The 1,264-nt window shown below is 47.0% G+C and carries 1 protein-coding gene and 1 pseudogene; both read left to right on the top strand.

The annotated features are described in order from the left end of the window. Window positions 1-485: pseudogene (locus tag HMPREF2794_RS21325) on the top strand (hypothetical protein); the annotation flags it as partial. Between the two features lie 28 nt (window positions 486-513). Further along, a partial coding sequence (locus HMPREF2794_RS21330) for an AAA family ATPase (protein WP_070752620.1) occupies window positions 514-1,264 on the top strand: 751 nt, incomplete at its 3' end.

The raw sequence follows: 1,264 nt of genomic DNA on the forward strand, positions 1-1,264 counted from the left end.
TAGTACGCTTTGACCCGGACGATATGAGTCAGGTGCTTGTATCGAACGCAAAACGTCTGAAGTCCGGTCGTGTTGACAAAGAGATCGGGACATTGCAATACGTACTGCAACGTGATATCAAAGTTCCGATGGCTTTGGCTGACCAGAAACCGGAACATTTTGAATACCGGGCACGTGTCGACAGGTTCAACAATGAAATGGCGGAGAAGGTAAAGGAGAAGGCTAAAGACGTCGATAGGAGAATCACCACCATTTGCCAGCGTATCCCCGAAATAGCTGCGGCAACAGTCCTTGACCGCTACCTGATAACTGACAGCTTGGGACAGCACAAGGATGTCCGGTCAAAAATGAGGGATGACGCCACGGACGCGGATTTCACGGAAGTGACTCAACATATCACCCGACAAAGTGTAGTAATGGCTTCCACCGGAACGGATGATGAAGATTACGATTACAACCCACTGGATATGAATTTTTCAAGATGATTTAAAAACAATTTAAAAGATATACAACATGGATAATCAAGCATTAAAAACGTACATAGAGAAGTTAATCAATCGCGGATCATCTGCAACGGAGTTGGCGCGGAAGTGTGGAATATCGGATACCGCCATGTCCCAATTCAGAAGCGGCAAGTATGGAGCTAACGAAGACTCTATCGCTGAAAAGATCGCTTCCGGTCTTAATTACTACGAAAACGCCTGGAATGTAGTGGAAAGCGTCACCAGTTACCAGCAGGTACGCACCGCGTTCGTGGCAGCCAAACGGAATCACAAATGGATGTGTATATCTTCCCGATCCGGCAGTGGGAAGACTCAATCCCTCATAGACCTTTATAACATGAGTGCCGATAATTCAGTCATATATCTGAAATGCCGGAAGTGGACGGCACGTAAATTCCTGACCAAGTTAGCCACATGCATGGGGGAAACGGTAACGCGCTATATGGATAACGATGACCTTATGGACTTGGTTGTTTCACACATAAACCGCATGGCTGGAAAATCCCCTTTGTTAATCCTTGATGATGCCGGAAAACTGGCGCACAGTGCCCTTTGTACCTTGATACCTCTATATGACGATACTTTACACCGTTTGGGGGCTATCGTAGCCGGAACGGAGACGCTGGAACGCAATATAAAGCGTTATGTCGGTCGTGTAGAAGGATACGACGAAATAGACGGCAGATTTTGTCGGAACTACATCGCATTGCTGGGAGCCACAAAGAAGGATGTCAAAGCCATTTGCGCGGCAAACGGGATCA

Source organism: Bacteroides sp. HMSC067B03, from assembly GCF_001811315.1.
Lineage (GTDB): Bacteria > Bacteroidota > Bacteroidia > Bacteroidales > Bacteroidaceae > Bacteroides > Bacteroides faecis.